General features: G+C 47.5%; 28 protein-coding genes and 7 tRNA genes (1 of these 35 only partly in view). 31 read left to right on the top strand and 4 right to left on the bottom strand.

The annotated features are described in order from the left end of the window. The 7 genes from BBR47_RS20595 to BBR47_RS20565 all read left to right on the top strand — a co-directional run. Positions 1-66: transfer RNA gene (locus tag BBR47_RS20595), tRNA-Lys, on the top strand (it extends 10 nt beyond the left edge of the window). A 65-nt stretch (positions 67-131) separates the two neighbouring features. Then, positions 132-217: transfer RNA gene (locus BBR47_RS20590), tRNA-Leu, on the top strand. A 16-nt stretch (positions 218-233) separates the two neighbouring features. Then, positions 234-309 (top strand) — tRNA-Gly (locus BBR47_RS20585). A gap of 6 nt (positions 310-315) precedes the next feature. Beyond that, positions 316-389: transfer RNA gene (locus BBR47_RS20580), tRNA-Arg, on the top strand. A gap of 34 nt (positions 390-423) precedes the next feature. Beyond that, positions 424-500, top strand: a tRNA-Pro gene (locus tag BBR47_RS20575). Positions 501-525: 25 nt separating this feature from the next. Further along, a tRNA-Leu gene (locus BBR47_RS20570) sits at positions 526-613 on the top strand. Between the two features lie 14 nt (positions 614-627). Continuing rightward, positions 628-701: transfer RNA gene (locus tag BBR47_RS20565), tRNA-Gly, on the top strand. Positions 702-995: 294 nt separating this feature from the next. On the opposite strand, the gene BBR47_RS20560 is transcribed toward BBR47_RS20565, so the two are convergent. Further along, the gene (locus tag BBR47_RS20560) at positions 996-2,162 is read right to left on the bottom strand and encodes a sensor histidine kinase (protein WP_015892358.1); all 1,167 of its coding nucleotides are present in this window, start codon (positions 2,160-2,162) and stop codon (positions 996-998) included. A 213-nt stretch (positions 2,163-2,375) separates the two neighbouring features. Between BBR47_RS20560 and BBR47_RS20555 the strand changes: the two genes are divergently transcribed. The 13 genes from BBR47_RS20555 (at position 2,376) to ytfJ (ending at position 11,489) form a co-directional block, all read left to right on the top strand. After that, positions 2,376-3,026: a TerC family protein gene (locus BBR47_RS20555; RefSeq protein WP_015892357.1), complete on the top strand. Its 651-nt coding sequence runs from the start codon at positions 2,376-2,378 to the stop codon at positions 3,024-3,026. Between the two features lie 119 nt (positions 3,027-3,145). Beyond that, positions 3,146-3,730 carry a YkoP family protein gene (locus BBR47_RS20550; RefSeq protein ID WP_015892356.1) on the top strand — a complete coding sequence of 195 codons (585 nt, stop codon included), beginning with the start codon at positions 3,146-3,148 and terminating at the stop codon, positions 3,728-3,730. Beyond that, positions 3,730-4,860 carry an MGDG synthase family glycosyltransferase gene (locus tag BBR47_RS20545; RefSeq protein ID WP_015892355.1) on the top strand — a complete coding sequence of 377 codons (1,131 nt, stop codon included), beginning with the start codon at positions 3,730-3,732 and terminating at the stop codon, positions 4,858-4,860. Before BBR47_RS20550 ends, BBR47_RS20545 begins: the two co-directional genes overlap by 1 nt. Positions 4,861-4,939: 79 nt before the next feature. Beyond that, positions 4,940-5,143: an alpha/beta-type small acid-soluble spore protein gene (locus BBR47_RS20540; RefSeq protein WP_007717155.1), complete on the top strand. Its 204-nt coding sequence runs from the start codon at positions 4,940-4,942 to the stop codon at positions 5,141-5,143. 150 nt (positions 5,144-5,293) lie between these two features. After that, positions 5,294-5,500 carry a DUF1657 domain-containing protein gene (locus BBR47_RS20535; RefSeq protein WP_007717150.1) on the top strand — a complete coding sequence of 69 codons (207 nt, stop codon included), beginning with the start codon at positions 5,294-5,296 and terminating at the stop codon, positions 5,498-5,500. Between the two features lie 81 nt (positions 5,501-5,581). Further along, complete coding sequence (locus tag BBR47_RS20530; RefSeq protein ID WP_015892354.1) at positions 5,582-6,442, top strand: DUF421 domain-containing protein; 861 nt, start codon at positions 5,582-5,584, stop codon at positions 6,440-6,442. An 18-nt stretch (positions 6,443-6,460) separates the two neighbouring features. After that, positions 6,461-6,934 (top strand): stage V sporulation protein AC, encoded by a 474-nt coding sequence (gene spoVAC, locus BBR47_RS20525; protein ID WP_015892353.1) that lies wholly within the window; start codon positions 6,461-6,463, stop codon positions 6,932-6,934. Positions 6,935-6,937: 3 nt separating this feature from the next. Further along, positions 6,938-7,954 carry a stage V sporulation protein AD gene (spoVAD, locus tag BBR47_RS20520; protein WP_015892352.1) on the top strand — a complete coding sequence of 339 codons (1,017 nt, stop codon included), beginning with the start codon at positions 6,938-6,940 and terminating at the stop codon, positions 7,952-7,954. 4 nt (positions 7,955-7,958) lie between these two features. Next, complete coding sequence (spoVAE, locus tag BBR47_RS20515; protein ID WP_015892351.1) at positions 7,959-8,309, top strand: stage V sporulation protein AE; 351 nt, start codon at positions 7,959-7,961, stop codon at positions 8,307-8,309. Positions 8,310-8,403: 94 nt separating this feature from the next. Continuing rightward, the gene (sleB, locus tag BBR47_RS20510; RefSeq protein WP_015892350.1) at positions 8,404-9,051 is read left to right on the top strand and encodes a spore cortex-lytic enzyme; all 648 of its coding nucleotides are present in this window, start codon (positions 8,404-8,406) and stop codon (positions 9,049-9,051) included. Positions 9,052-9,197: 146 nt separating this feature from the next. Next, positions 9,198-10,169 (top strand): S-layer homology domain-containing protein, encoded by a 972-nt coding sequence (locus tag BBR47_RS20505; protein WP_231850499.1) that lies wholly within the window; start codon positions 9,198-9,200, stop codon positions 10,167-10,169. A 66-nt stretch (positions 10,170-10,235) separates the two neighbouring features. After that, positions 10,236-10,895: a DUF2953 domain-containing protein gene (locus tag BBR47_RS20500; RefSeq protein ID WP_015892348.1), complete on the top strand. Its 660-nt coding sequence runs from the start codon at positions 10,236-10,238 to the stop codon at positions 10,893-10,895. A 108-nt stretch (positions 10,896-11,003) separates the two neighbouring features. Next, positions 11,004-11,489, top strand: a complete 486-nt coding sequence (ytfJ, locus tag BBR47_RS20495) for a GerW family sporulation protein (RefSeq protein WP_015892347.1) — start codon at positions 11,004-11,006, stop codon at positions 11,487-11,489. A gap of 65 nt (positions 11,490-11,554) precedes the next feature. On the opposite strand, the gene BBR47_RS20490 is transcribed toward ytfJ, so the two are convergent. Continuing rightward, the gene (locus BBR47_RS20490) at positions 11,555-12,241 is read right to left on the bottom strand and encodes a hypothetical protein (RefSeq protein ID WP_015892346.1); all 687 of its coding nucleotides are present in this window, start codon (positions 12,239-12,241) and stop codon (positions 11,555-11,557) included. 73 nt (positions 12,242-12,314) lie between these two features. Then, a complete protein-coding gene (locus BBR47_RS20485) occupies positions 12,315-15,761 on the bottom strand; it encodes a pyruvate carboxylase (protein WP_015892345.1) in 3,447 nt (1,148 codons plus the stop codon). Positions 15,762-15,873: 112 nt separating this feature from the next. On the opposite strand from BBR47_RS20485, the gene BBR47_RS20480 reads away from it, so the two are divergent. The 11 genes from BBR47_RS20480 (at position 15,874) to BBR47_RS20430 (ending at position 24,187) form a co-directional block, all read left to right on the top strand. Next, positions 15,874-16,320, top strand: a complete 447-nt coding sequence (locus BBR47_RS20480; protein WP_015892344.1) for a gamma-glutamylcyclotransferase family protein — start codon at positions 15,874-15,876, stop codon at positions 16,318-16,320. A 45-nt stretch (positions 16,321-16,365) separates the two neighbouring features. Next, a complete protein-coding gene (locus BBR47_RS20475; RefSeq protein ID WP_015892343.1) occupies positions 16,366-16,899 on the top strand; it encodes a hypothetical protein in 534 nt (177 codons plus the stop codon). Positions 16,900-16,988: 89 nt separating this feature from the next. Next, a complete protein-coding gene (gene tpx / locus BBR47_RS20470) occupies positions 16,989-17,510 on the top strand; it encodes a thiol peroxidase (RefSeq protein ID WP_015892342.1) in 522 nt (173 codons plus the stop codon). A 176-nt stretch (positions 17,511-17,686) separates the two neighbouring features. Further along, entirely contained in the window at positions 17,687-18,316 is a 630-nt protein-coding gene (locus tag BBR47_RS20465; protein ID WP_015892341.1) for a TetR/AcrR family transcriptional regulator, read from the top strand. A gap of 7 nt (positions 18,317-18,323) precedes the next feature. Beyond that, positions 18,324-19,028 carry an MBL fold metallo-hydrolase gene (locus BBR47_RS20460; protein WP_015892340.1) on the top strand — a complete coding sequence of 235 codons (705 nt, stop codon included), beginning with the start codon at positions 18,324-18,326 and terminating at the stop codon, positions 19,026-19,028. A gap of 73 nt (positions 19,029-19,101) precedes the next feature. Continuing rightward, the gene (locus tag BBR47_RS20455; RefSeq protein ID WP_015892339.1) at positions 19,102-19,584 is read left to right on the top strand and encodes a hypothetical protein; all 483 of its coding nucleotides are present in this window, start codon (positions 19,102-19,104) and stop codon (positions 19,582-19,584) included. 82 nt (positions 19,585-19,666) lie between these two features. Next, positions 19,667-20,587: an RluA family pseudouridine synthase gene (locus BBR47_RS20450; protein ID WP_015892338.1), complete on the top strand. Its 921-nt coding sequence runs from the start codon at positions 19,667-19,669 to the stop codon at positions 20,585-20,587. A 389-nt stretch (positions 20,588-20,976) separates the two neighbouring features. Continuing rightward, complete coding sequence (locus BBR47_RS20445) at positions 20,977-21,894, top strand: fumarylacetoacetate hydrolase family protein (RefSeq protein WP_015892336.1); 918 nt, start codon at positions 20,977-20,979, stop codon at positions 21,892-21,894. 25 nt (positions 21,895-21,919) lie between these two features. Further along, entirely contained in the window at positions 21,920-23,080 is a 1,161-nt protein-coding gene (locus tag BBR47_RS20440; protein ID WP_015892335.1) for a homogentisate 1,2-dioxygenase, read from the top strand. 19 nt (positions 23,081-23,099) lie between these two features. After that, positions 23,100-23,720: a flavin reductase family protein gene (locus BBR47_RS20435; protein WP_015892334.1), complete on the top strand. Its 621-nt coding sequence runs from the start codon at positions 23,100-23,102 to the stop codon at positions 23,718-23,720. A 116-nt stretch (positions 23,721-23,836) separates the two neighbouring features. Beyond that, complete coding sequence (locus BBR47_RS20430) at positions 23,837-24,187, top strand: PspC domain-containing protein (RefSeq protein WP_041749549.1); 351 nt, start codon at positions 23,837-23,839, stop codon at positions 24,185-24,187. A gap of 416 nt (positions 24,188-24,603) precedes the next feature. Here the strand turns inward: BBR47_RS20430 and BBR47_RS20425 are convergent, their stop codons facing one another. Next, a complete protein-coding gene (locus tag BBR47_RS20425; RefSeq protein ID WP_015892332.1) occupies positions 24,604-25,362 on the bottom strand; it encodes a hypothetical protein in 759 nt (252 codons plus the stop codon). Between the last annotated feature and the right edge of the window lie 55 nt (positions 25,363-25,417).

The raw sequence follows: 25,417 nt of genomic DNA, 5'->3' as shown, positions 1-25,417 counted from the left end.
CTCAGTTGGTAGAGCATCTGACTTTTAATCAGAGGGTCGAAGGTTCGAGTCCTTCATGGCTCACCAGTTTTTACAAACCCGAAAAGTGAAAGTCAGCTAGTTAATAGCTCTGGCTACTTGGATGGGAAAATGCGGTCGTGGCGGAATGGCAGACGCGCTGGCTTCAGGTGCCAGTGGTGGCAACACCGTGGAGGTTCAAGTCCTCTCGACCGCACCAAGAAATTTCTTCTTGTGCGGACGTAGCTCAATTGGTAGAGCGTCGCCTTGCCAAGGCGAAGGTCGAGGGTTCGAGACCCTTCGTCCGCTCCATAACATGTGCCCTTAGCTCAGCTGGATAGAGCGTTTGACTACGAATCAAAAGGTCGGGAGTTCGAATCTCTCAGGGCACGCTTCTTTACTACAAAAGTGAAGATAATAATTTGTCGGGAAGTAGCTCAGCTTGGTAGAGTACTTGGCTTGGGACCAAGGGGTCGCAGGTTCGAATCCTGTCTTCCCGACCATGATTTGCCCACGTTTTACAGGTTTGCCGGGGTGGCGGAATGGGCAGACGCAACAGACTTAAAATCTGTCGGGAGTTTCTCCCGTACCGGTTCAAGTCCGGTCCTCGGCACCAGCATTTATTTTGATGCGGGTGTAGTTCAATGGTAGAACTCCAGCCTTCCAAGCTGGTCGCGTGGGTTCGATTCCCATCACCCGCTCCATACATAAAGCAGAGAACCAATAGGTTCTCTGTTTTTTTGCTTTTAGGAAAGCAGAACTATTTTTACTTGAGACAAAAGTATGAAGGCTTATCCAATAGCTGAATAGATAAGCCTTTGTTCAATACAGGTATAAATGTTTGTCGAAAGCTGTCTGACGTTTTCTATGGTAGCAACATATGTTTTCGTGTACAGTAAAACTAAGGTCGCTTACCGATGAAATAATTGGTAACGGATCTCTTGCCTTGCCTCCTGCGTTGTCAGGGGGCTTTTTTGCGTGATACAAAAGAGAGCGACCTAGCGAGCTTCCATTCGCGGACCAACTTCCTGGGCATTTGCAATCGGCAGAGAAACGATAAAGCGTGTGCGTTTTTCATTGGAATCACAATGGATCGTGCCTTGATGCTTTTCGATAATATTTTTACAGATGGACAAGCCAATACCCGTCCCATTTTGTTTAGTCGTAAAGAATGGTTGGAAGAGATTTTCCACGATCTCGGGTGAAATCCTTTCGCCGTTGTTTTCCACACTCAAATAGAGCCAACCATCTGAAGAAGTGGAGATGACATGAATATACTTGTCTGTACGATTTTGCACGGCGTCAATGGCATTGTTTAATAGATTGACGACAACTTGCTTCAAGCCTTCTTCATAACATGCGAGTAAGCAGGGGTGGATTTGTTTTTCAAAACGTATGTTTTCTCCCACGAGGCGAGGGGTAATCAGCATCTCTACTTCTTCAAGCAGTTCTTCTACTTGAACGGTTTTAAAAATTTCATCGAGAATTGGTTTTTTGGAAAAGCTGAGGAATCCGGTCAGTTGCCGATGTAAATTCTCAAACTCATGCATGACGACTTGGATATACGTCTGAAGCTGGGCCTGTTCCTGTGTAGACTCGCCGATCAGCTTCAAGAACCCTTCAATGGCGCACAACGGATTGCGCAGCTCATGAGCCATATTAGCGGCAATTTTTCCGAGCATGGTCAGTTTGTCGTTATGCAAATAGGAGATCGTTTCTTCCTTCTGGACCAGCTCTTTATTTATCATTTGTTCAAAGTGATAAACAGCCCAGAATACACTTTCATCCATGGCCTTGCCCAGTTGGCTTTCCAAATAGTGCATTTCTTGTGAGGAGAGGGACCATTTCTGTAATTCCGGTTGGAGAACCCGCCAGAATACATTCCGGTACAATTGATATGTGCGCAAAATGGAGGAGAAGGGGAATTCCTGAGAACGAAGCCACTCTCCCATATCTAATGCCCAAGTCTGCATGTCATGATCTACATCCTCAACCAGATAGCGAGCCAAGAGCACTGTTCGTTTTTCTGCAAAATCGCGAGGAATGGTCACGGGAATTTCCATGCTGCGAACAATTTCTTGCAGCCATATTGTGGTGATGCTTGGTGTTAAGTCTAAAATCTTCCTTGAAACATCATAAAGGTTTAGCGTCACGGTCTCCACCATCTCTTATCCACCCCACTAAAATCGTAAGGGAAAATGCCTAATTTAGACAAGGTATAATTAGCCTGATTTCGCAATAAAATGCATTTTTTTCGGAAGTTTTTATCTACAAAATCCGCTGAAAACCGCCTTTTTTCGGAAAAATATTCAATCATGAGTCCGATTCCAGTCGCATAAAGTAGAATGGACGAACTTTATTGGACCAGGGAGGCAGGGATGGGCGAGTATTTTTGGCTGGGTCTTGTACACATCTTCATGATCGATCTGGTATTAAGCAGTGACAATGCAGTGGTCATAGGTATGGCCTGCCGCGGACTCCCTCAACAGGAGAGAAGAAGGGCAATTTTATATGGAACATTGGGTGCAATCCTCCTGCGAATTGTATTAACGGGAATGACTACCTGGATGTTGGATATTCCTCTCGTGAAGGCGATCGGGGGAATCTTATTGCTGTGGATTGCGTGTAAGCTGATGCTGGGTGAGAATGAAGAGCTCACAGACGTATCGCATAATCAGACAATTGGTCAGGCAGTCAGGACCATCATAGTAGCAGATTTTGTCATGAGTTTGGACAATGTTTTGGCAGTTGGTGGAGCAGCGCATGGCGATTTATGGTTAGTTTTGCTGGGGTTAGCGATGAGTATTCCGTTATTAATGTGGGGAAGTGTGTGGATCGCTCGCATGATGAATCGTTTTCCCAGTATGGTCATCATTGGCGGCGGAATTCTTACCTTTACAGCAGTGGATATGTGTCTGGAGGATCCGTATGTCTGGAAATGGGTGAATCCTTTGCTTCTCAACCATATGTGGTTGCCCGTATTTGCTGCCGTAGTGGTCATGTTTTGGGGGCGGATGAAAAGGACGTAAAAGGTGAAAAGGATAGTGCATTCTTGGGCATACTACAACAAAGGTCATGACCGTTTTGCGGAATGTAAGTGGTCACATCCAGCTGAATGAAAACATAGCGGGAAAGGAACTTTTTCGAAATGAATACAAGCCTCTTGATGCTATGGGGATACTGGGATGAAATCTATCAGCGCTGCACCAGACTTACTTATATTGAGAAAGGGAACAATATTTTTCGGGTTGTTGTTTTACGCTATCGGGGAGAGCCACTCGTTACTACCGATAATTGCATCATTCATGATGGGGATTTGATTTTAAAGCTACATATACACAATTATTACTTTGCTACCCTGTGCAAAGGAGTGAAGGATGAGCTACGCGTGGCTCTTCTTTTGCGAAGACATATCCTCCAATCATTGCCGAAGCTAGCCACATTCCTGGATTCGATGGAAAATAAAGATCAAATAAAAGGGATAGTGGGAACGACCATGCTGCATAAAGGGATAACACCTTTGGGCTTCTCGATTTCTGATGTGCCTATGACCTGGTTTTTTCGATACAAGCGATGGTACTTGCGTCTCATGCTCAGAATCGTGCATCCCAATGGAAAGCGGCGATTGCAATCATGGAATTATGAAATGCCCCTAAAGCGTGTTTATATGTCCAAGGAATTTTTACTCAATCGATATGCTGACGGCAAGCAGCCTCTAGGAGAGTCCTACTAATGGCAAAGAGGTTTCTGTTAGTGACAGAGGAATGGGCAGGGAGTGGTCACCGGATGGCTGCCGAGGCTCTGCAAGAAGTTTTACTGGAAAAGGAGGGAGCACGATCGGCTCGAGTGGTGGGAGGACTGAAAACCGCCAGTCCAGGCTTACGTGTGCTCTCTCATTTTTTTTATCGCAGTATGTTGCGCTACGGTCAACCTGTGTGGCAACGCATCTATGAACAGGAAGAAATGCTGGGCAGTGCATTGACCAAAGCATTGGGATGGTGGCTATCCGCTAGATTAACGAATCAACTGTTGCTAGAAGAGAAGCCGGATGTCGTTATCGCTACGCATGCGTACTGCTTGTCCGCATTGGCAGAAGCGAAGAGAAGGGTGCCCAAGCCTTTCCAGCTCGTTTGTGTACCCACGGACTTCCATATTAATCGATTTTGGATTCATCCAGAAATTGATGCGTACATGGTGGCACACGAGCAAATTGCGCAAATTTTAATCGATCGCTATGGGATTTCGCCTGAAAAAATCCATGTTTATGGCATTCCAGTTCGGCCAGCTTTTACTACAGCGCTCCATACCGACAAAGCGGCTTGGAAAAAACAGCTTGGACTTGTTCCAGATCAATTCACAGTACTGATTGGTGGGGGAGAAGGCGGTTATGGTGGCGTGGGACAGGTTGTACGAGAGTTGATGTTGGAAGAGCAACCATTGCAGATCGTAGTCGTCACAGGGAAGAATGCAAGCCTGTACAAAAGACTGGAGAACTTGCTTAGTACCAAGAGCAATGGCCATCGCTTTCTATTGAAAGGGTTTGAGCCGCAAATGTGGCAGTGGATTGGAGCGGCTGACGCCTATATAACGAAGCCTGGTGGCATTACGTGCGCGGAGTCACTTGCTCTTAAGACACCGCTGATTTTGTTCCACCCATTGCCCGGACAAGAAAAGCATAATTGTTCCTTTTTACTTAAGCAACAAGCAGCGATCTTGGCTGAAACACCGGTAGAAATCAAAGAAATCATCAGGTCATGGCGTCAGCCCGAAAAAAGAGATGCTTTTGCAGGAAATTTGGACAAGCTGGGGAGACCAGACGCGGTTTACCAAATTGCCCACACCCTTCTGCAATTGACAGACTAAAATTGGAAGAAAAATAGGACGCATGAACAAGCAAAACTTCACACATATTAAACTTACCAACGACGAGGAGGTGATATAGATGGCTAACAACAACAGATCCAGTAACAATCTGGTGGTTCCTCAAGCAAACCAAGCTCTGGACCAACTGAAATACGAAATCGCATCCGAATTCGGTGTTCAGCTTGGACCAGACACTACTTCCCGTCAAAACGGTTCAGTTGGAGGAGAGATTACAAAACGTCTTGTCTCCTTTGCTGAGCAACAATTGGCTGGACGTGGCTAATCTCATAAGCTGGATGAAGGGAGGCGCCTATGGTGTCTCTCTTTTTATTTTTCCAAGAAGAGGGAAATTATTGACAGATGAAGATGGAGCAGATCGCCGCATAAATAATGGATGGAGGCGGATTCTATATGTGTTAGGAGGTGAGTGGATATGACAGTAGGAGCACAAGTGAAACAAACGCTTGCCAGCTTGAAAGGCGCACAAGCAGATTTTGAAACGTTTGCTCTTAGCACGCAAAACAAGAAAGCGAAGCAACTGTATTCGCAAGCAGCAGAGCAAACGCAATCCATCGTAGATAACCTCCAGCAGCGTGTAACGGAGCTGGAAAAGGAAGAACCGCAGTTTAAGGGATTCTAGGAAGTTTGGGAAAGGGAGAGGGAATTCCTCTCTCTTGGTTTTACTCTCTATAAAAATCACCTCAGGTGATGGAGGTGGCTTATGCCTGATTGGTTAATAATCCTTTTGCGCTCAATAGGCGCTGTTGCTTACTTATTTCTATTGACAAAGATCATTGGAAAAAGGCAAATCAAGCAACTTACATATATCGAATATATCGTCGGTATCAGCATCGGTTCGATTGCGGCCTTTATGGCAACCGAAATGGATGGGCCGGTCTACCATAGTTTAATTGGCATGGGGGTATTTGCGCTTTTTCCTTATTTAATGGAGTGGCTTTCCCTCAAGAGCAAGCTTCTCCGCGATCTATTTGAAGGGAAATCAACGGTTCTCATCAAGGAAGGCAAGATTTTGGAAGACAATCTGAAAAAGGAACGTTTGACTGCGGAAGACTTGATGGAACAATTACGAATCAAAAACGTGTTCCGAGTAGCCGATGTGGAGTTTGCATTGATGGAAACAAGCGGGGAAGTCAGTGTCCTCTTAAAATCAGAGAGTCAGCCGGTAACTCCCAAACACCTTGAATTGACAGTGGCTCCTTCGGAAGAGAATCAAGTGGTCATTATGGATGGGATGATCATGGACGAGCCGCTAGCAACAGCAGGTCTAAATCGCAGATGGGTGCGCACGGAGCTGCAAAAAGCGGGAGTGGCATTGGAAAATGTTTTCCTCGGCCAAGTAGACAAAGGGGGAGACCTCTATCTCGACCTCTATGACGATAAACTGATGGTTCCTGGGGCCCAAGCAATGAAGCTGGCTTTTGCTACATTGAAAAAATGTCAGGCGGATTTGGAGCTGTATGCACTCAATACAAAAAATGAACAAATGAAGCGTACCTACCAAACCGATTCGGAACGGCTCCAACAGATTATCGATCAAGTAAAGCCGTTCATGATACGGTAAAAAAGGAGTGAGTGAGACATGGCAGACCAAAAAAAGAAAAAGCTGACCCCCGTCCAGCAAGAATATCAGCAATTGGCAAAGACGCACGAGCCTCGGCAACCGCTATTGCGCAATTTTACCCGGGCATTCTTAGTGGGTGGGGGCATTTGTATGATCGGGCAAGGGATACAAGAAATGTTCATTCATTACTTCGATTTTACGGAGAAAACCGCTGGGAATCCTACAGTAGCTGTCTTGATCCTTCTTTCTGCTCTGTTGACCGGTCTAGGACTATATGACCGGATTGCCCAATGGGCTGGGGCAGGTACGAGTGTGCCAGTTACAGGTTTTGCCAACTCGATAGCATCTGCGGCCATTGAGCATCGCAGCGAAGGATTTGTGCTGGGAGTCGGCGGTAACATGTTCAAGCTCGCGGGGTCAGTGATTGTGTTTGGAGTGGCGGCGGCATTTGTCATTGGCTTGATCAAAACATTGTTTACGATGGGAGGCTGACGGATGCGCCAAGGTCATCAGTCTTGGGTCTTTCCTTTAAAACCTGTCATTCTCGGGCACGCTGCGATTGGTGGGCCTTTTGAGGCTAAGGGACCGTTAGCCGAAGACTTTGATATCCTGCACGGTGACTTGATGATTGGACAAGACAGCTGGGAAAAAGCGGAGAAAGTCCTGCTGGAAGAAGCGTGCTCGAAAGCGGTGGAGAAAGCGGGTCTCACAAAAGAGCAAATAAACTTTATGCTTGCCGGGGATTTAATGAACCAGATCATATCTGCGAGCTTTTCGGCCCGGACGCTTTCGATACCGTTCCTGGGGATTTTCGGTGCGTGCTCAACAGCGATGGAAGGCTTGGCCTTGGCTGCTCTCATGGTAAATAGTCAAGCTGCTGATTACGTCTTGGCTGCTACCTCCAGTCACAATGGGGCTGCGGAAAAGCAATATCGGTATCCAACAGAGTACGGCTCCCAGAAGCCCCCTACGGCACAATGGACAGTGACGGGAGCAGGGGCTGCTGTTGTAGCCAGTCAAGGTAAGGGGCTGCGGATTGCGGGAGCTACCATCGGGCATGTAGTCGATATGGGATTGACAGACCCATTCAATATGGGAGCAGCGATGGCACCAGCCGCATTATCCACGATTGAGTCGCATTTCCGTGACTTTCAGCTCCCTCACGACCATTATGATTTGATCGTAACAGGCGATTTAGGACGAACGGGCCATGCCATTTTATCTGAGCTACTGCCCAAGCATCACATGCATATCCCACTAGAGCGTTATGTCGATTGTGGGAAACTCATTTATGGAGAAAATCCGAATGTGTGGTCGGGGGGGAGCGGATGTGGCTGTATCGCTACAGTGACCTACGGGCATCTACTACGGCGGATGAAGCAAGGAGAGTGGAAGCGGATCTTGCTGGTTGCGACGGGAGCCCTCTTATCTCCATTGACCTTCCAGCAGGGAGAAAGCATTCCTTGCATCGCGCATGCCGTGGCTGTTGAGTCGGAGCAACTTGGAGAGTGATACCATGATGTTTTTGTGGGCGTTTCTCGTAGGAGGAACGATTTGCTTAATCGGTCAATTTCTCATGGATGTCGTCAAGCTCACACCTGCTCATACGATGTCCTCTCTTGTTGTCACAGGGGCAGTGCTAGACGGATTCGGTCTATACGAGCCACTGGTTAATTTTGCTGGAGCAGGAGCAACAGTACCAATCACGAGCTTTGGAAATGCACTCGTGCACGGGGCAATGGCGGAAGCGGAGAAGCATGGAGTCATTGGCATCATTACCGGCATTTTTGAAGTGACGAGTGCGGGTATTTCAGCAGCCATCGTCTTCGGATTTATCATGGCAGTCATGTTCCGACCTAAAGGATAGAGGCAGGTACATATTGCCACTTGTGCCAAAATAATTGAATTGAACCTACTTTCGCCAACTTGTAGAATGGGTTGGGTAAAGGAGGGTACAATTTATGTGGTGGAGCAAGAAAGTAGTAACAACCTTGCTTGCTGCCTTTATGGCTGTAGCGTTTATTTTCCCGGCCGACTCCCTGGCAGCTACACAGATTCAGCGTGGTAGTGTGAACGGGGATGTATGGGATTTGCAGTATCGCTTGCAGATGCTGGGTTACTACGATGACAAATTGGATGGCATTTACGGAGCGAATACAACAAAGGCCGTCAGACAGTTTCAAAAAGCATACGGATTACGGATTGACGGTATCACTGGTCCAAATACATGGCGCGTTCTCAAGAAAGTGTCGGTAAATAAAGCGGAAATGCAGATGCTGGCGCAGCTGGTTTATTCGGAAGCACGCGGAGAACCTTATGAGGGCCAAGTAGCAGTAGCTGCGGTTGCGTTGAACCGTGTTCAGTCCAAAAACTTCCCCGATACGCTTGCGGGTGTCATCTTTGAGCCATTAGCGTTTACCGCTGTAGATGATGGACAATTCTGGATGACTCCTAACAAGACTGCTTACCGGGCAGCTTGGGATGCCGTGCGAGGATGGGACCCAAGCAACCATTCTCTTTACTACTTTAACCCTGTTACAGCGACCTCCGATTGGATTTGGTCCCGTACACAAGTGAAGAAGATCGGCAAACACATTTTTGCCGTGTAACCATTGTTTATGCAGCCCTTGAAACAGTCTTTGTCATGATGCTGTTCGAGGGCTTTCCTTTTCATTGGAAACTATTGTTCATTGTTTTTGCAAAATAGTTCGATAAAATGATACGAAAGGATTCGCATATTTCCCTATGGAGGTTGATGATGAAGAAACGGATGATCCTTGCCTCGCTGGTAGCCTTTATGCTCATAGGTACACCAGTTGTCGAGGCAGAAACAACTCACATGAACGAAACACCTTATGTAGACATTAGCGGCCATTGGGCAGAACAACAAATCAATCAATTATACATAGCCAACGTAATTGGTCAAAACGAATATTTTCGACCTGATGACAACGTGACATTGGGTGAACTGCTTACGATGTTTGTGAATGCCAAAGGAATTGAACCTCTTGGTAACAAGCAATCATCCTTTGCGGACGTACCGGCAAACAGCTGGCTGTCGTCCTATGCCGAAACGGCCTATCGACTGGGAATTGTCCATGGGCAAAAGCAGGGGAATTACCTGTACCTACATCCGGATGCTCCCGTAAAAAGAGCAGAGCTCGCCTCTATTCTGGTAAGAACGATGGGGGACAGCGGAGTAGTCAATAACTTGAAGTGGTCTACGACGATCCAGACATTGAACCAATACGCGGATGGAAGCAATGTAAACGAGAAAGAGCAACGCCCACTCGTTTACGCCATGCAAAACGGGTTAATGAGTGCCTATGAGGACGGTACATTAAAACCGAACAAGTATATGACGAGAGCCGAAGCAGCCACATACGCGGCCCTTGGCTTGCTTCCGGGTAAGCCGAAAACGACAAAAGCCCTCGCCAACGGAACACCTTTTCGCCAGGAATTAACGGTACAGACGACTGCTTACAGCTATACGAACGACAAGATCCTGTCGTATTTAGAGTATCCACTGCGCGAAGGTGTTGTAGCGGTTGATCCAAATGTCATTCCGCTTGGTAAACACCTGTACATCGATGGTTACGGCTATGCAGTGGCAGCTGATATCGGTGGTGCGGTTAAGCAACGCCATGTGGATCTGTATCTTCCGACATTGAACGAAGCTGAAAATCATGGCCTGCAAAAAGGCGTCAAAGTATACGTGCTTGATTAATAAAAATGCTGAACATATTTCCTGCTCTTTCCACTCATACTAACGTGGAAGGGGTGGGATTTTTTCATGGTATGGGTGTTGTTAGGATTGCTTGGTTTATTTGTCCTACTAGTGATCACGCCAATAAAATTGACGTGTTTTTACAGTCGCGAGGGCGAAGATGATCAATTGGAAATTACGATAGCAGCTTGGGGTATCATTCGCAGGAAATACGAAATACCCATTCTCCTTTTGAAAATGACAGAAGCTGGGCCTGAGCTTGTCGCAAAGGTGGAAACAATCCAGCATGGAAGCAAGCTTCGGGAAAAGGTCAAGGATTTTACGCGCAGGCAAGTGAAAAAATGGTACCGGAATTATCGGGATGTGCTGGAAAGAGTTCGTGACTTGCTGCCTTTGCTAAAAGACCTGTTCAAACAAGTTCGTTGTACGAAATTAGAATGGCATACGTTGTTAGGCACAGGTCAGGCGGCTGAAACAGGGGCGCTGACAGGACTGATCTGGGGTGTGAAAAGCCTGATTGTAGGAATCCTCTCCCACTCCATCTCCTTACAGACGATGCCAGCCATGAGTGTACAGCCTGTCTGGAACCAAGCACTTCTACATACGAAAGTTCAAGCGGTGTTGCATTTTTATTTGGGGCAGTTCGTTTTCTACGCGTTGAAAGTTTTTCTGCGGATTCGAAAAAGTAAGCAGCGAAAATGGCAAGCTGCACCGACGCGTGCCTAAAAATAAATGTGGTACCAAACATATTTATTCCTTTGTACAGGGTACATGCTCCGGATTTGTTGGGGGAATGATAAAACATGAAACAGATAGGAAGGAGGAGCGACAAATATGGCAGACCACCCGATTCAAGGCCTGATGAGAACAGCGATGGAAAATCTCAAGCAAATGGTGGACGTGAATACAATCATTGGTGATCCTGTTGAGACACCTGATGGTAGTGTCATTCTTCCGATCTCCAAGGTAGGATTTGGTTTCGCGGCCGGGGGTAGTGAGTTCCAATACGATCACCATCATAATGGGCACCAACACACTCAACAGCATGAACATACTGCTAACCCATTTGGAGGGGGGAGTGGGGGCGGTGTTTCCATCACACCTGTAGCTTTCTTGGTCGTTGGCAAACAAGGAATTCGTTCGATTCCGCTTGAAAATACGACCCATCTCTACGACCGGATTTTGGATTCTGTTCCGCAAATCGTGGATAAGGTTCAGGGGATGTTTACCAAATCGGATGATACTCCTGTTTATTCCAATACGACGATTATTGCCGGAGCAGAAGAACAAGATTTGGAAGACCTTATGGATCGAAAGTAAAACATACACAAAACAGGTATGCTCCATAAGGGCATACCTGTTTTTTCAATAAGAGGCGTATGGCATTACCAGCGTTCGTTTACATACAAGCCTGTCTTCGCAGCATGTTGATAATGAAGGCTAGAGCTGGATGAGGCGATATAAGGATGGAGGGCCATCGCTTCTTCGTAGTAACGTGAAAAGGAGCCAAGGGGTTTGCTTTGCAATCCCAATGTACTTGCTCTGAATGCTTGGGCTACACGCTCCATTGTAGTTGTATAGTCCACATCGCTGGTCTGTACGGCCTCCAGCCATTTCTCATCGTCCATTTCCAATTGTCCATCTGGTAACAGCTTGATTCCAAACGTTTGGAGTTTTTCCTCTTCGTCTTTTGCGACTTGAGCGAATGCATCCAGCTTTTGCGTCGTTAACGTATTTGCTTTTTCGGCAAGCAACAGCTGCAGACGATTGTATTTACTTACTAGCGAGTGTGTGTGCTCCTGTAATCGCTCAATGTCAGTTCCAGCCTCGTCATCTTTTCCCGCAGCAATAAATTCGCGAGCACTCTTCTCCAAATCTGAGGAAAACCGGTACAGACGCGATAAGGAATCAGACAGCTCCGTTGTCCATTGCTGCTGGCGAGTGTAATACGGCTGCAAATTAAAACTGAGAATCGGATTCACTGGCGTGCTTAATTTTGCCTGAAGCATATGGGAATGATAGCGGCCTACCCGCTGCGTAAATGGAACATGGCTGACTCGATTCGTTTTCATGTCGGTCACCTCCTCACAAGCAAATGGAATGAATCCCCAGGGACAATTTACTATCTCCTATTATAGACGATGCCTACTCCATTTCAATGAGCAGATCACCAGTTTGAATGGCTTCACCTGCTTTCACATAGACGGCTTTAATTTTTCCGTCGAGTGGGGCCTGAATCGTCGTCTCCATTTTCATCGCTTCACTCACCAAAAGATGCTCGCCTTTACGCACCTTGTCACCTTCTGCTACAAGCACCTTGAGCACTTTTCCTGGCATAGAGGCACCGAGGTGGGCAGGGTTTTGTGCTTCTGCTTTTCGGCGGATCAGTTCAGAGACTTTTGCGGATTGGTCACGGATGAAGAGTTCACGTGGCTGTCCGTTCAATTCAAAATAGATGATGCGACGGCCATCTGGATGAAGCTCGCCGACTGCGACCAGCTTGATAATCAGTGTTTTACCGCGCTCGATCGTAATGGCAGTTTCTTCACCTGGACGCAATCCGTAGAAAAACGTTCCTGTATCCAAAACGGACAGGTCGCCGTATTCCTTCAGGCGTTGTTCAAATTGCAAATAAACCTGCGGATACATGATATAGGACAGGATGTCTAAATGACTGGGCTCACGTCCGATTTTGGCTTCCAGCTCAGCAGCAACTTGCGTAAAGTCAATGGGTGCGAGCAATTCGCCAGGACGTGTAGTAAAGGCATCGCGGCCTTTTAGCACGAGTTCCTGTAGCTCCTTCGGGAATCCGCCTGGCGGTTGGCCAAGATACCCTTGGAAAAATTGAATGACGGAATCCGGAAAGTCGAGGCGTGTTCCTTTCTCCCAAATGTTTTCTTCATTCAAGTTGTTTTGGACCATGAACAGCGCCATATCCCCGACGACCTTGGAAGAAGGGGTCACTTTTACGATGTCACCACACATTTGATTGACCACAGCATACATCTGCTTTACTTCGTCCCAACGGCCTTCCAGACCAACGGCTTTGGCTTGCTGCTCCAGATTGGTATATTGTCCGCCTGGCATTTCGTGAACGTATACCTCCGTGTTGCTCGCCTTCATGCCGCTTTCAAAGCCTTGGTAGTACGGACGTACATCTTCCCAGTAATCAGACAGCTTGTTGAACGATTCAAGAGATAAGCCCGTCTCACGCTCCGTATGGGCAAGGGTTGCGATCAACCCGTTCAAGCTTGGCTGGGAAGTGAGTCCAGACATGGAGCTGACGCAAGCATCGACGATATCCACGCCTGCTTCGATCGCTTTCAGAAGCATGGCTCCAGCGTTTCCAGACGTATCGTGAGTGTGCAGATGGATCGGAATGCTGATTTCTTGTTTTAAGGCAGAGACGAGCGAATAAGCAGCATACGGCTTCAAAAGACCGGCCATATCCTTGATCGCGAGAATATGGGCACCTGCTTTTTCCAATTCTTTTGCCAGATTGACATAGTAGGCCAAGCTGTACTTGGTCTTGGTCGGGTCGAGAATATCTCCGGTGTAGCAAATCGCTGCTTCGGCTACCTTGCCAGATTCACGAACGGCTTCAATGGCTGTTTGCATTCCAGGAAGCCAGTTCAGGCTGTCAAAGATCCGGAAGACATCAATGCCATTTTCGGCAGATGCTTTGACGAAGGAGTGAATCACATTATCCGGGTAGTTGGTGTAGCCTACGCCATTTGCTCCGCGCAAGAGCATTTGGAACAGGACATTCGGTATGCGCTGGCGGAGAATTTGTAGCCGCTCCCAGGGAGATTCCTGCAAAAAGCGCATGGTCGTGTCAAAAGTGGCACCGCCCCACATCTCCAGCGAGAAAAGGCCAGAACCGAGCTTGCCTGTCGCCTCTGCAATGGAGGCGAGATCGTAGGTGCGCACACGCGTTGCAAACAAAGACTGGTGGGCATCGCGGAATGTCGTGTCCGTGACGAGCACCTGTTTCTGCGCCTGAATCCAGCGTACCAGACCGTCGGCACCTTCTTTGTCCAGAATTTGCTTGGTGCCGTCCGGATATGGCTGGGTAAATGGTGTCCGCGGGATGCGAGGCGAGTCGAAGTGCGGCTTTTTCTCCGATTTCTGGAGACCGGGATATCCGTTGACAATCGTATCTCCGATATAAGATAGTAATTTGGTACCCCGGTCTTGACGGCCAGGGAAGATGAATAGCTCTGGTTTGGTGTCAATAAACGACGTATCGTAGTTGCCACTCAAAAAATCAGGATGTGTCACGACATTTTCCAAAAACGGCAGGTTCGTTTTCACACCACGAATCCGGAACTCACGCAAAGTTCGCAGCATTTTGCGAGCCGCTTGATCGAAGCTCGTGCCATACGTGGAGATTTTGACCAGTAGCGAGTCATAGAACGGTGTGATGATCGCGCCCGGATAACCATTGCCTCCATCCAGCCTTACGCCGAAGCCTCCACCGGAACGCCAGGCGGACAAGCGACCGGCATCTGGCAGGAAGTTGTTTTCAGCGTCTTCTGTCGTGACGCGGCATTGGATGGCAAAACCACTCATCTGGATATCACTCTGGGATCGGATGCCAATCTCCTCATCGGAGAGGGGATGGCCCTCGGCTACGCGAATCTGCGACTGAACAATGTCGATGCCAGTGATGAGCTCCGTGATGGTATGCTCTACCTGAATGCGTGGGTTGACTTCTATAAAATAAAAACGCTTGTCCGGCGTTAACAAAAACTCGACAGTCCCTGCGTTCGAATAACCGGCTTTTTTCATGAGAGTGAGAGCAGCCTGGCAAATATCTTCACGCAGCTTGTCATCCAACGATAGGCTCGGTGCTACTTCGACCACTTTTTGATGGCGCCGTTGAACAGAGCAATCGCGCTCATACAGATGGACGATGTTTCCGTGGTTGTCACCGAGAATTTGGACCTCGATGTGTTTGGGCTGTTCCAAGTATCGCTCCAAATACACCTTGGCATTGCCGAAGGAAGAGCGGGCCTCGGAACGGGCACGATCTAACGAATCTTGTAATTCCTCCTGACTGCGGACGATACGCATGCCACGGCCTCCGCCACCAGATACGCCTTTAATAATGATGGGGTAGCCGTATTCTTTGGCAAAGAGAAGCGCCTCTTGGAGTGTTTCGATTGGCTCCGGAGTGCCTGGAATGACTGGGATTCCCGCTTCAATCGCAAGACGACGGGCTTCTACCTTGTCCCCGAATTTGTCGATCAGCTCAGGGGATGGTCCAATGAAAATAATGCCTTCCTCTTGGCAGCGCTTTGCAAAATCAGCATTTTCAGCAAGAAATCCGTAGCCCGGGTGAATGGCATCGATATCGTTGCGCTTGGCAATTTCGATGATACTTTCGATATCAAGGTAAGCCTCAATAGGCCCTTTTCCCGCTCCGACCAAGTAAGACTCGTCAGCCTTGAAGCGATGGATAGAAACGTTGTCCTGCTCGGAGTAGACGGCTACCGTACGTATGCCGAGCTCCGTTGCCGCACGAAAGATCCGAATGGCGATCTCACCGCGGTTTGCTACCAGTAGGCGATTGATTTTTCTCTTTTTCATTATTCTCTCCCCCTAACGTCTCGGAAAAAAGACGTATGTAAAATTATATATAGAACAAATATACAAAATTTTCTCGACACAAGACACACTTTTTTCGATCACAGGAGGATGGATGAAGGTGAACAATGTAAACGATAAGCTGCCTGTATTTGTGTACGGCACGCTTTTAGCTGGTTTTGGGAATCATCGGATTTACGTGAAACCGTATAAGCATGAGTCAACACCTGCGACGATTCAGGGTGAGATTTATCATTTGCCGGCAGGCTATCCGGGATTGCTGAAAGGAGAGCAGGAGGTCGTGGGGGAGATCGTCATGTTTGCCCCTGACGTGTACGAGCAAGCACTAGCTGGACTGGACGAGCTGGAGACGTACTATGGCGAGAGTGATCCGCGCAATGAATACGAACGGATCATCGTGCCAGCGACTATGGAAGGAACAGGTCAGGTCGTAAGCGTCTATGTTTATCGTTATTTGGATCAAGACCTGGTCAAGCAAACAGGGGTGCACATTTCGCATGGGAATTGGCGACGCTACATGCAGGAGCTGACGAATAGCTAGTGCTAGTTTTGCCAAAACTGGTAGGGAAAAGGAGGGAGCCCTGCCATGGAATTACTCCATTGTGAACCTGCACAAATCTGGCGTTACCTGATTCCGCAAAATTACTGGATGTTTCCCGACGAAGTTCCAGAAGATGAACTGATCTTTCATTATCGTGACCATATTTATTTTGTAAACAATGACGGCTCAGTTTTGTCCATGCCACAGCCTGCTTGCTTCGAAACGCTGGATATGGGGACCTTGCTGGAGTATTTGGCAACATCGGACGACACCTTTGATTTTGACGATGAAGGGGAATTCGATTACGGTCATGTCTTAAAGCGTATGGGGTATATCGTGCCAGTCAGGGACAAGCGGGAAAAAGCCACGTATCAAATTGAGATTATCAATACGGCATTGCCGAAAGCACATGGAACACGGTACGAAATGAAGCAGGTTACCTTCGCTTTTGCTCTCTATCACGCGCTGATGCGCTGTCATGAGCTGAATGCGAAAACGGATTGGGAGTATGAGCATGAAGTGAAGCGAATCGCCGTGGTACAAGCCAAGCGAAGTGGAAAAGTGCAAGTGAATCTGTAATTTCTACTATTGGCATAGTGAAAAAAAGTGAATGATAGGGTATGATAATTGAGGTACATACTGAAAGATTTGGTGAGGAGGAAGAAATCATGACAACTGCTGTTGAGCGTCAAGGCGCATTTGTATTCAAAGGTGGTCCTGTAACACTGCTCGGTCCTGAAATCAAAGTAGGAGATACTGCTCCTAACTTTACTGTAGTAGGTGGCGATCTGTCCCCTGTAACTTTGGAAGACTCCAAGGGCACTGTTCGCATCATCTCCGTAATCCCTTCTATTGACACTGGCGTGTGCGATGCACAAACTCGTCGTTTCAACGAAGAGGCTGCGAAATTGGAAGGCGTTACTGTACTGACTGTTTCCGTTGACCTGCCATTCGCGCAAAACCGCTGGTGCGGTGCTGCTGGCATCGACAAGGTGAAAACCGTATCTGACCACAAAGACCTGAGCTTCGGTACAGCTTATGGCGTAGCGATCAAAGAATTCCGTCTCTTGTCTCGCGCTGTATTCGTAATCGATGCAAACGACAAGGTTGTACACGCTGAGTATGTGGCTGCTGCTGGTGAGCATCCAAACTACGAAGCGGCGATTGCTGCAGCACAAGCTGCGAAGTAAGCATTTTTCATAAGGAAGCTCCCTTTTTGTCCAAGTGGCGAAAAGGGGGCTTTTTTTATTTGCAGCAAGTGGAAAAATAATCTTGACGGTTTTAGTAACCAGTGGTTATATTATAACCAACGGTTACTAACCAACGGTTATAAATTTTTCGAAAAGTAAGGAGTTGAATATCACGCATGGCAAGCAAACAAGAAATACGCTCAGAAGAAACGAAACGGGCGATTTTGACGGCGGCAGCAGACCTTTTCGCTACCCGAGGCTTTGATACAGTATCCATCAGAGAAATCGCCAAAGCAGCCGGCTGTTCTCATACAACCCTCTATATTTATTTCAAGGACAAAGAAGCACTGCTTCATCATCTGTCCAAGGAACCTTTGCAAGGCTTGACTCTACAAATGGAAGAAACACTGTCCAAACAGGGAAGAACACCAGAAGAGAATTTGCGTGAAATCAGCAGTCAGTTCATCCACTTTTGCATGCGCAATCGAACGATGTATACCTTGTTCTTCATGATCAAAGCCACTCGGATCGATGTAGCGGAACCGGATAAAGAATTGCAAACGCTGCGCAATCAATTGTTTGATTTGTTGAGGCAGGCTGTAAGGCGATGCTTGCCAAGTGACATCGAGGAAGAAAAAGCGCTTGCCCATGCACGGATTTACTTCTACACGCTGCATGGCATCGTCGGTACGTATACACATTCCGAAGAACCATTGGACAGCTTGATGGAAAGGCTAGCCCCTACATTCGCACTATCCGTAGATGTTTTTCTCGCAGGAAGTCAAAAAATAATGAACAGGGAGTGACGAGAGAATGATTAGAGTAGAGCAAATCTCAGCGAACATTTGGTGTATCAAAGCGTGGTTGTTGATTCCTTTGCGGGTCTGGATTGTCAGGGAGGAGGATGGTGTTACGCTGATCGACGCGGGAATGCCATTTATGACGAAGCGGATTATGGCCTTTATCAAGCAGCTGAATGCAGGACCACTCAAACGAATTTTGCTGACGCATGGTCATTCGGATCATGTTGGAGCCGTAAAAAAAATCGCGGAAGCAGAATCCGTACCAGTTTATGCCCATCGAATCGAGATTCCGTATATGGAAGGAAAAGAGCTGTATCCTCGTCGTAAAAAGCTGGAAGTAAACGTCCAGCCTGGCTTGGCTCAGCCTTTGCCAGAGGATGCCGAAGGGAATGTAGCTCCAATTGGTGGACTGCAACCTTATTTGACACCTGGTCATTCTCCGGGGCATGTGGTGTATTATCACGAACAGGATGGAGTGCTTTTGGCTGGAGATTTGTTTACTTCCAAACAAGGCAGATTGCACCGTCCCATGCCGATGTTTACGGCGGATATGGCTCAAGCACTTAAAAGCAGTTTGATCATCCGCCAATTGCGCCCGCGCCATTTGGAAGTATGCCATGGTAAACCGATCGAGAATCCGGTAGAACAGCTCGATGATTATTTAAAAGAGGTCTCTACTTCTTTTTCGATTCCAACGAGTGTTTGGCAATCATAGGGCAATGATTGACTGAGTCAAGTCGGATGAAACGAATCCCCTTTTTCTCGCGTCATAGGTTTGAGGTGATTGGATGAAAAAGGTAGGATTACTTGGTCAACTAATTCTAATAGCGACACTGTTACTGACGGGGTGTGGGAACGGAACGTCGGCGCAAGGGACTTCACAGCTTGCGGAACCACCACAGCCAGTCATTGAATGGAGCGGAAAAACAGCAGCGACGGTACCTTCATCTTCCTGCTGGAGTTATAATAGCGAGTCGGTCTGCAAGGATACGGCAGCACCCCCGGAACTCATCGCAGAGCATAAGCCTGCACCCCTACAAGTAAAGCCCGGGGCAACGCTTACCGTCACTTTTGCCCAGCAACCAACTGCAAATACGCTCAAGGTAACACAGTGGAACGGTATCAATGAAGTTGAGCAAGCAGTGGAAAACGGCAATCAGTGGAAGGCACCCGAACAGCCGGGCTGGTATTTGTTCGATGTTCGCGGTCAGTGGACGCAAGGCGATGCAGGTCATGCATTTGTTATCGAAGTGAAAGACAACATCCGATAGACACACCGGACGGTTATGGCCAAACAGCCATGATCGTTTTTTGCTATACTGAGGAGGAGGGAAGACTTAAAGGAGAGACAACATGCTAGAAGAATTAATTAGCTTCACGGTTGATGAGGCAGATGCAGGACAAACCGTGCGAGAAGTCCTGCAAAAGCGGTATGGTGTATCGAGGCGTTTGCTCATTCGTGCCAAGTTTAAAGGCTCCATTACACGGAATGGCGTTCTCGTATTTGTAAACGAAAAATTGCAAGCCGGCGATAAAATAGCAGTCATGGTTGAAGAAGAAGCAGAAGAGACTGTTGCTCCAGAGGACATGCCGCTCTCCATTCGTTACGAGGACGAAGATTTGATGGTCATCGCAAAGCCAGCGGGATTGGTCGTTCATCCGACAGGAAATCATCCCAGTGGCACTTTGGCAAACGGGATGATCGCTTATTGGAAAAAGCGTGGCGAGAACAGAAAGTTCCGGGCGGTGAACCGTTTGGATAAGGATACATCAGGCTTGATGATCGTAGCGAAAAATCAATGGGCGCATGAACAATTCAGCCGCATGCAGCAGATCAGGACGTTGCAGCGGACTTATCGGGCTATCGTCCAAGGAATCGTGGAGTCAGACGACGGTACAATTAATACGCCGATTGGCCTTGCGGAAAACTCATTTATTACCAGACAGGTAAGGCCGGATGGGCAGACAGCTGTTACCCATTATCGTGTGCTTGCCCGAGGGGAAGGAATGAGTTTTGTTGAGGTGAAGCTGGAGACGGGACGTACGCATCAGATTCGCGTACATATGAGCAGTGAAGGGCACCCACTTGCCGGAGATGATCTGTACGGGGGAGAACGGGAGCATATCGGCAGACAAGCTTTGCATGCATGGGGGCTATCCTTTGTTCACCCGCGTAGCGGTCTTGCGATGAGCTGGGAGGAGCCGCTGCCAAATGATATGGAGCAGCTAGCCCAGCAATTTTTTCCCGATTATCTGTGCAAGGAAATGACTTAAGCGAAAAATTTCGTCATTTCCCTCTGGAAAGCTGTAAGCGTTTTCGATATGATAGAAGAAATTCGTTACAAACTTTGGAAACACAACAGTGAATAGCTGGCTGTCTGCGGGGGAAAATCCAGAAAAGATTTTTTTCAGTAGCAGACTAGACCCAGCTTGCGCCTGATGCCTGTTTCGGATCGTTTTGACAAAGAGGGCTTCCCTTTTTATTTGTCATGCACCGGAATTGCTTTGGGGGTGAGCTGGGTTTTCTTATAATATCGGAAAGCATAAACCTCTTCGGGTTTCTTCCAGATATTACGTAAAACATTCCGCTAATACGCGGTCGCTCATCCTTGAGCAAGCATCGATATAGGTTTTCTTATTGCCCAAGAGAAGGAGAGGGTTTCATGAAGCTGGTTTCCTATCGAGAAAGGGAAAGGGATGCTTGGCGAGCGGGGCTCTTGCACGAAGGAAAAGTCAAAGATATTGCACATGCTTGTCCGGGGGCGCCGAGTACAGTGCTAGGTTTGCTGGAGGAGTGGGCGGACTGGTTACCTGTTCTCCAAGCGGCACACGAGGCACAGGATGGCTGGGATTTGGAACAAGTCGAGCTAGGTTCGCCACTTCCACGTCCTTCCAGCTTTCGTGACTTTTACGCCTTCGAGGCCCATGTGATGACAGCGCGAGCCAAACGCGGACTGCCGATGGTTCCCGAATGGTATCACTTTCCCGTCTTTTATTTTTCGAATGCAGCAGCTTTTACAGGGACGCAAGCGAATATTCGCAGACCCAAAGCAACCGAGTGGCTGGACTATGAGCTGGAAATTGCCTGCGTGATTGGAAAAGCAGGAGTAAACATTCCAGTAGAACGAGCGGAAGAGCACATCGCAGGATATTGTATCTTAAACGACTGGAGCGCCCGGGATATACAGCGGGAGGAGGTCAAGGTCGGTTTAGGGCCTGCCAAGGGTAAAGACTTCGCAACGTCCATGGGACCGTGGCTGGTTACACCGGAGGAGCTGGCGGATGTACGCCTCACAGGCGAAAAGGGTAGCCGCTACGATCTGGAGATGGTGGCACGCATCAATGGTAGAGAGTATTCGAAAGGAAACTTCAAAGACATTCACTATACATTCGCTGAAATGATTGCCCGTGCCTCGGAGGATTGCTCCTTGTATCCCGGAGATGTTATTGGGTCGGGGACAGTAGGGACTGGCTGCATTTTGGAGCTGGGGACAGAGCAGTATGCTTGGCTTGCGCCAGGTGATGTAGTGGAGCTAGAGGTGGAACGCCTCGGTGTGCTTCGCAATACGATTGGTGAATAGGAATGAAAAAAGGAGGAAGGAACGTATGGCTTTTTATCATCGAATGGGGGAAGTTCCACAAAAGCGGCATACGACGTTTTACAAGGCGGATGGGGGACTGTACCGCGAGCAAGTGATGGGAACCAAAGGTTTTTCTGGGATTCAATCGATTCTGTATCACCACAACCCGCCTACCCAAGTGAGGGAGACGCGCAAATACGCAGACGTCCGTTTGGAATATGTGGAGCAGGTTGATTTAAAGCATCAGCATTTTAAAACGTTTGATGTTCAGCCAGGTGGGGACCCGATTTTTGGACGTCGCTACATGCTAGGGAATAACGATGTCGTCATGGCAGTCTGCGCACCGACAGAGCCGATGGATTACTTTTATCGCAATGCGGATGGGGATGAAGTCGTCTTTGTCCATCAAGGCGAGGGAGAGCTGCAAACGATTTTCGGCACACTTACTTACAAGCCGGGCGACTACCTCGTCATTCCAATCGGCACGACCTATCGGATTGTACCTTCAGAACAGAGTCGTTTCCTCGTCATCGAGTCCCAGAATGAGATCGTGCCACCAAAGCGTTATCGCAACGAGCACGGTCAATTGTTGGAACATTCACCGTTTTGCGAACGTGATATTCGTTTGCCAGAAAAATTGGAGACACATGTGGAAAGCGGAGACTTCGAGGTGCGCGTCAAACGCCAATCCGTGGTCTACAGCTACTTCTTTGACTTCCATCCGTTTGATGTCGTGGGCTGGGACGGTTATTTGTATCCCTATGCACTGAGTGTTCATGATTTTGAACCGATTACTGGGCGCATTCATCAACCGCCACCTGTCCATCAAACTTTTGCTGGTCAAAACTTTGTCATCTGCTCGTTCGTTCCGCGGATGTACGACTATCATCCGCAAGCGATCCCTGCGCCTTACTACCACAGTAATGTAGAAAGTGACGAGGTGTTATACTACGTAGATGGTAATTTTATGAGCAGAAAAGGTATTTACGAGGGTTCGATCACCTTACATCCAATGGGGATTCCTCATGGGCCGCATCCAGGCAAGGTAGAGGCGAGCATTGGGAAAAAAGAAACGCAGGAGCTAGCTGTCATGCTGGACACATTCAACCCGCTTCACGTTACAAAGCAAGCGTTGGAAATCGAAGATGAGGCATACATGTCAAGCTGGTTGCCACCGAAGGAATAGGAAGAGGTGCAAAAACGCAATGGAGATCGCTATTCACGAGATTGAACGGCAGGAAAAATACAAGCTCTTGATCGGTTGTATCGTCCCGAGGCCGATCGCTTGGGTCACCTCGTTAGGGGAGGGAATGATCGTCAATGCCGCTCCTTTCAGCTATTTTAATGTCGCCAGCATTGAACCGATGATGGTTTCGGTTGCCGTCATGCGCAAGCCGGGAAGTGTCCCAAAAGATACGGCACGAAACATCATCCAAACGGGAGAATTCGTGGTCAATATGGTAGACGTACACAATGTGGATGCGGTCAATCAGACTTCTGCCGATTATCCGCAAGAGATCAGTGAAGTAGAGGCAGTGGGGCTCGAAATCGCACCATCCGTTCGTGTCAAGGTGCCAAGACTGCGTGCATCCCGCATTCATTTTGAGTGCAAGCTGCAGCAGATTGTGGAATTAGGTAGTCCGACGACTTCGGATTTGATTATCGGGGAAGTAGTGCATGTACATGTAGCGGATGAGCTGTATCATGCAGGACGGATTGATGCTACAGCGTTTGCACCCGTTAGCAGATTAGCGGGCCATACGTATGCGACTCTGGGTGAACAGTTTGATCGTCCCCGCCCCGTTTATGAGCCACCTGTCAAATGATTGATCTCCGTCCAGCGACGGAGGACAAATCCCTCTACGGACCATTTTACCGCAATCGCCTATCGGGTATCCTGTAGATACAAGGCAGGCGGATACTGTAGAGAGGGTGGAAAACAATGATGGAAAGACGACTATACCGTTCGCGTCATGATAAACGGTTGTTTGGAGTTTGTGGTGGGATTGCGCAATTTTTGCGCTTTGACTCTTCGTTGGTACGTATAGGAGTTGTCGTTCTCACTGTTTTTACAGGAGTACCGATTTTGCTTTACTTGCTGATGGCGATGATCATGCCAAAAGAACCGCATTGGTCATACGCTTCTGACGGTTTCCCGATGCATGATGGGCCATATAGTGGACATGCACGCATGAACGATTTGGATCAGGAAATTGACCGTCTGGAGAAGCGTGCTTTGGTACAGGAAGTGTATCGCCTGCGCGAAGAATTGGGCAGGTACAAAGGACTTTAAAGCAAATAAGAGACTTCCATGGCAGAATTGTGACCCGTTAGATGGATGCTTTGAACAAAGTGACCGTCTAACGGGTTTTTGCGTTTTCATCATCATGAGCGAGAATTGAGTACTAAACAATTGATACGCATAGTCGGTGAAAACTTCAAATGTACATGGAGTAAAGGGTAAAAGTTCAAGTTTGCCGCTGTCTAGGCATACGAAGGTTCGTGTCTCTTAACTTACAAGGGAGAGAAGTATTAAGCTAACAAATGATAATGGACTTGTGTCAAAAAAGCGTGATATGAAAAGGGGAGCAAAATTTGATCAAAAAGGGCTTCTATGCCCTTTTTATCAAGGAAATCAGTATCTCATATAAAAATAAAAAAGGCAGCCAAAATTGACTGCCAAGAGTTTCTTGGATATCGTTCATATCATCAAAACTTGTATGTGCGTGTCGCGTCAAAAATGGGTGTTTCTTTTTTGTTAAACGCTGACCTACTAACGTAAACTTTAACACGTATGTTTAACCCATTGTCAGAATACCAACTTGTTGTCTCATAATAATGCCCTTTAACTGGTGTTGGAAATCCAATGCTTTGTGATTGATTATAACCTTCCCAAAGACTCCAGCCGAGATAGGTTCTACCAACAACTTTTCCCCATTTCCCAAGAGGTGAAAATTCGAAGTAAACAGCAGGAGCTGCGGAATATATAAAGAAGGAAGCGCCTGCGTCAAAACCCGAAATTTCATAATAACTGGTTCTCTTTGTGCTATCAGGGTAGTGAAAAATTGACTTTCCACCCTTCACCTCGTTATATCTATTAGCATTTACTTTTGCCTGAACACTCAATGTACCTACATAAGCTCCCGGTTTGGGTATGGTAAGGACATGAGAACCTTTCGAGTAGTTGGCTTTGACATAGTAATCTTTTAGTGCGCCCCTGTATTGAGATGGCCAACTATAGCCTATTTGAAGAGGAATGGTAGCTGAACCGCCTAAATCTTTGTCCCAAGTCTTTAGCATTGTGTAATCAACTCTTATGGAACCATCACTATTTCTAGCAATTGAATCAAATCTTAAATACTGGTCAATCAGTGGAGAGGATGCCGACACTTTTTCAACCGAAACGATTGAAATCAGCATTGCAAAGACGGCGATTATTGATAAATATTTGCCGATAGTTTTGAACACAACGATCCCTCCTATAATTTGAATTTTCCAAGAAACTCTATGATAATAATCACAT

The organism is Brevibacillus brevis NBRC 100599 (assembly GCF_000010165.1).
In the GTDB taxonomy this organism is placed as follows: domain Bacteria; phylum Bacillota; class Bacilli; order Brevibacillales; family Brevibacillaceae; genus Brevibacillus; species Brevibacillus brevis_D.
Note: the sequence above shows the minus strand (reverse complement) of the source record. Positions and strands in the feature narration are given on the sequence as shown.

Bases quoted from the DNA above. Each gene is read 5' to 3' on its own strand.
- BBR47_RS20560 (WP_015892358.1), bottom strand. From the start codon at position 2,162: ATGGTGGAGACCGTGACGCTAAACCTTTATGATGTTTCAAGGAAGATT.
- BBR47_RS20555 (WP_015892357.1), top strand. From the start codon at position 2,376: ATGGGCGAGTATTTTTGGCTGGGTCTTGTACACATCTTCATGATCGAT.
- BBR47_RS20550 (WP_015892356.1), top strand. From the start codon at position 3,146: ATGAATACAAGCCTCTTGATGCTATGGGGATACTGGGATGAAATCTAT.
- BBR47_RS20545 (WP_015892355.1), top strand. From the start codon at position 3,730: ATGGCAAAGAGGTTTCTGTTAGTGACAGAGGAATGGGCAGGGAGTGGT.
- BBR47_RS20540 (WP_007717155.1), top strand. From the start codon at position 4,940: ATGGCTAACAACAACAGATCCAGTAACAATCTGGTGGTTCCTCAAGCA.
- BBR47_RS20535 (WP_007717150.1), top strand. From the start codon at position 5,294: ATGACAGTAGGAGCACAAGTGAAACAAACGCTTGCCAGCTTGAAAGGC.
- BBR47_RS20530 (WP_015892354.1), top strand. From the start codon at position 5,582: ATGCCTGATTGGTTAATAATCCTTTTGCGCTCAATAGGCGCTGTTGCT.
- spoVAC (WP_015892353.1), top strand. From the start codon at position 6,461: ATGGCAGACCAAAAAAAGAAAAAGCTGACCCCCGTCCAGCAAGAATAT.
- spoVAD (WP_015892352.1), top strand. From the start codon at position 6,938: ATGCGCCAAGGTCATCAGTCTTGGGTCTTTCCTTTAAAACCTGTCATT.
- spoVAE (WP_015892351.1), top strand. From the start codon at position 7,959: ATGATGTTTTTGTGGGCGTTTCTCGTAGGAGGAACGATTTGCTTAATC.
- sleB (WP_015892350.1), top strand. From the start codon at position 8,404: ATGTGGTGGAGCAAGAAAGTAGTAACAACCTTGCTTGCTGCCTTTATG.
- BBR47_RS20505 (WP_231850499.1), top strand. From the start codon at position 9,198: ATGATGAAGAAACGGATGATCCTTGCCTCGCTGGTAGCCTTTATGCTC.
- BBR47_RS20500 (WP_015892348.1), top strand. From the start codon at position 10,236: ATGGTATGGGTGTTGTTAGGATTGCTTGGTTTATTTGTCCTACTAGTG.
- ytfJ (WP_015892347.1), top strand. From the start codon at position 11,004: ATGGCAGACCACCCGATTCAAGGCCTGATGAGAACAGCGATGGAAAAT.
- BBR47_RS20490 (WP_015892346.1), bottom strand. From the start codon at position 12,241: ATGAAAACGAATCGAGTCAGCCATGTTCCATTTACGCAGCGGGTAGGC.
- BBR47_RS20485 (WP_015892345.1), bottom strand. From the start codon at position 15,761: ATGAAAAAGAGAAAAATCAATCGCCTACTGGTAGCAAACCGCGGTGAG.
- BBR47_RS20480 (WP_015892344.1), top strand. From the start codon at position 15,874: ATGAAGGTGAACAATGTAAACGATAAGCTGCCTGTATTTGTGTACGGC.
- BBR47_RS20475 (WP_015892343.1), top strand. From the start codon at position 16,366: ATGGAATTACTCCATTGTGAACCTGCACAAATCTGGCGTTACCTGATT.
- tpx (WP_015892342.1), top strand. From the start codon at position 16,989: ATGACAACTGCTGTTGAGCGTCAAGGCGCATTTGTATTCAAAGGTGGT.
- BBR47_RS20465 (WP_015892341.1), top strand. From the start codon at position 17,687: ATGGCAAGCAAACAAGAAATACGCTCAGAAGAAACGAAACGGGCGATT.
- BBR47_RS20460 (WP_015892340.1), top strand. From the start codon at position 18,324: ATGATTAGAGTAGAGCAAATCTCAGCGAACATTTGGTGTATCAAAGCG.
- BBR47_RS20455 (WP_015892339.1), top strand. From the start codon at position 19,102: ATGAAAAAGGTAGGATTACTTGGTCAACTAATTCTAATAGCGACACTG.
- BBR47_RS20450 (WP_015892338.1), top strand. From the start codon at position 19,667: ATGCTAGAAGAATTAATTAGCTTCACGGTTGATGAGGCAGATGCAGGA.
- BBR47_RS20445 (WP_015892336.1), top strand. From the start codon at position 20,977: ATGAAGCTGGTTTCCTATCGAGAAAGGGAAAGGGATGCTTGGCGAGCG.
- BBR47_RS20440 (WP_015892335.1), top strand. From the start codon at position 21,920: ATGGCTTTTTATCATCGAATGGGGGAAGTTCCACAAAAGCGGCATACG.
- BBR47_RS20435 (WP_015892334.1), top strand. From the start codon at position 23,100: ATGGAGATCGCTATTCACGAGATTGAACGGCAGGAAAAATACAAGCTC.
- BBR47_RS20430 (WP_041749549.1), top strand. From the start codon at position 23,837: ATGATGGAAAGACGACTATACCGTTCGCGTCATGATAAACGGTTGTTT.